The 2,669-nt window shown below is 38.8% G+C and carries 4 protein-coding genes; all 4 read right to left on the reverse strand.

What is annotated here, in order from left to right; genetic code table 11:
* Positions 1-195: 195 nt before the first annotated feature.
* Positions 196-594: a hypothetical protein gene (locus ACQEXU_RS21805; RefSeq protein WP_367989472.1), complete on the reverse strand. Its 399-nt coding sequence runs from the start codon at positions 592-594 to the stop codon at positions 196-198.
* A gap of 250 nt (positions 595-844) precedes the next feature.
* Positions 845-1,237 (reverse strand): hypothetical protein, encoded by a 393-nt coding sequence (locus ACQEXU_RS21810; RefSeq protein ID WP_427012284.1) that lies wholly within the window; start codon positions 1,235-1,237, stop codon positions 845-847.
* 166 nt (positions 1,238-1,403) lie between these two features.
* A complete protein-coding gene (locus tag ACQEXU_RS21815; RefSeq protein ID WP_140205510.1) occupies positions 1,404-1,628 on the reverse strand; it encodes a methionyl-tRNA formyltransferase in 225 nt (74 codons plus the stop codon).
* 209 nt (positions 1,629-1,837) lie between these two features.
* The gene (locus ACQEXU_RS21820; protein ID WP_427012285.1) at positions 1,838-2,485 is read right to left on the reverse strand and encodes a hypothetical protein; all 648 of its coding nucleotides are present in this window, start codon (positions 2,483-2,485) and stop codon (positions 1,838-1,840) included.
* Positions 2,486-2,669: the final 184 nt, after the last annotated feature.

Genomic DNA, 2,669 nt, shown 5'->3' on the forward strand with positions numbered 1-2,669 from the left:
CCGACATAGAAAAACGAATGCTCAGAGAAAACTAAGAAGATGAGAACAAAGAACTTTTCTGCCCGTCGCCTAACGCCGCATTAAGGTGTGAACAACGCTAAACACCTAACCTAAACCATTGCACCTTAAACACTAAAACAAAATTTAAACTGAGATCGCCAAGCGTTGTGAGTCACTCTTAAATGCTTTGTTAGGCTATGATTGTTGCATATTCAAATAATTAACTGCTCGAATCGCACTTACGAAAAATAAGAGTTGGATGACAGCTAAGAATCCTGGTACTGAACCATCAAGAAAGTACATAGTAATTAAGCCTGCGACGTGCAAAAAACAGGCAAGATTTGCAGCCCAAATTTTTTCCTTTAATATAAAAGCTCCCAGTATGGGGAATACCATATTTAAAGCATATGCAACATATAAATAAGATCCATCCCCACCTGCAGCTTCAATAACAATATCAGTGGCAAATATTTGAAGCAAAGACAACAACGCAAGAGGTATGCAACAAATGAAGAATGTGAATTTTAGTGTTTTCTTCGCATCTTTTGGGCCTTCAAATTCGCCTTTCAAATTATTAATCATCGTTAAACTCATAAGTTCCAGACTCCCCTTCTTAACCTGATTTAGGAGGAATAAAGGTCTAGAATAATAACAAGTATATAAATTATTGATATAAATTAAGAGTGAAAGCAATACATAGATCTATCCATATAGCCTAACGCCCAATTAACGTGTGAGCAGCGCATACACTGAACTTGAATACTGCGCCGTAAACACTAAAGTCAACCCGAAGTGAGAGCGCCAAGCGTTGCGAATCACTGTTGAATTGTTTGTTAGCCGTTTTTTATGAGTAGCAGTCTGGCTCTAATTTGATTCTAAACCCCACTCCCTTAATGCCATTTGGACAAGTCAGCTCTAAATCACTGCTTTCGTCTGGTGGTTGAACCTTAAATAACGACAAAACCTTGGCTTTATCGATATCTGATACCCGATAAAATGCTTGCTGATGATGGACGCGAATGGTGCCATCGGCATGGCGCAAGAAAACTTGATTGTCAGAGCCAACATCTCCATCGCCTTCTCTAATTTGTAAGCAATAGCCAATTGCGTTGGCAAAACCATCGCCACAACTACTGTAGGCTGCAAGCAACAGCTCATATTGCTCAATACCTTGTAAAGAAAAGTCTATCTTCTCTCGATTGTTCATCGCAGACAAATACAATTCTTTTTCGTTCATTTCTAACCTCCGTTGTTATCAATGTCATATTGACGGCTAACGCCGCGTTAAGTAGTGAGCGACGCCTCGACCTAACCTAAACCATTACACCGTAAACACAAAACTCGACCTGAACTGAAAATGCCGAGCGTTGCGAATCTGTCTTAAACGCTTTGTTATGTGTAACTCAAAGTGCAGAGATGATACTTTTTAGCTGCTCAAGTGCTTCTGGAGAGAAGCGGATTGATTGACTCTTTTTACCCGTTTCCTGTCGTTTCGCTGAACCATATGTATCAACTTGAAGATATTTCTCTCCATTGTCACCAAGCACTACTGTATATGTAGCGTTTACCTCAGAATGACTAGAATCGCGTTCAAGAGTCAATTTTTCCATTTTTCTTACAATAGCCATAGTTGCCCCAGTCTTTTAAATTAGAACTTATTGCACCGACTAATATGAGTATAGAGTCTTATTCGAGAGCAAAATACCTCTCTGACACATAACGCCGCATTAAGGTGCGAACAACGCTAAACACCTCACCTAAACCACTGCACCTTAATCACCAAAACCAAGTTTAAACTGAAATCACCAAGCGTTGTGAGTCACTCTTAAATGCTTTGTTATACAAAAAAGTACATGGCTAATGACTGTAACCACATTGGGATTGCTGGCCACATCATTAAAGCACTTAAATAGTTCGTCCATTTAGATTGAAGCTCATAAGAGGAACTTATTTGATGGTGCATGATCAATTGAGACTCAAACGCATTATTTAGCTCATAGCCTGATATCACTGCTTCATAACCCGCTATTGAAAATACAGGATAATAAGTTGTAGCAAGAGACGGATACATTACTAATACACGAGTTAGCTTCCATGGGACATCACAAGGAATTGGGTCCCTACTAATTACATATTTCTCGTATATTTCAGCACCTCTAGGCACTAACGTTGTGTAGCTATATCCTGTAAATTTTTTTTCATATTTTATTGCCTCCCAACCACAACTCGCTATAAATTCATCTCCAAGCCAAGGATAAATAATTTTGTTTTTTTCATGGTTCCAAGCTAATGGAGCAATGAGAAAAGCCGCAGTAATAACTGATACTATCTTAGCTTTTACAGAAAAAGCCTTTAATTTATAAATGAACAGTCCTACAAAAGGCAGAGAAAAAATAAAACCAGTAATACCTTGATTTGCAGCTCCAGCCATCATGAAAACCACGCAAATACTTAAAATTAGAATCGGTCTTATCTTTCGTATCATGTTGTTATCTTCCAGTTTTGTATAACGCCGCGTTAAGTGGTGAACAACGCCAACCACCAAACTTAAACCATTGCACCTTAAACACTAAATTCAACTTAAACTGAGAGCGCAAAGCGTTGTGAGTCCGCCTTAAACGCCTTGTTATGAGCCTGATTTTAAGTACACGCCTTCCTGACGGAATTGT

The sequence above is a fragment of the Vibrio sp. TRT 21S02 genome, from assembly GCF_050113675.1.
Lineage (GTDB): Bacteria > Pseudomonadota > Gammaproteobacteria > Enterobacterales > Vibrionaceae > Vibrio.

Bases quoted from the DNA above. Each gene is read 5' to 3' on its own strand.
- ACQEXU_RS21805 (WP_367989472.1), bottom strand. From the start codon at position 594: ATGAGTTTAACGATGATTAATAATTTGAAAGGCGAATTTGAAGGCCCA.
- ACQEXU_RS21810 (WP_427012284.1), bottom strand. From the start codon at position 1,237: ATGAACGAAAAAGAATTGTATTTGTCTGCGATGAACAATCGAGAGAAG.
- ACQEXU_RS21815 (WP_140205510.1), bottom strand. From the start codon at position 1,628: ATGGCTATTGTAAGAAAAATGGAAAAATTGACTCTTGAACGCGATTCT.
- ACQEXU_RS21820 (WP_427012285.1), bottom strand. From the start codon at position 2,485: ATGATACGAAAGATAAGACCGATTCTAATTTTAAGTATTTGCGTGGTT.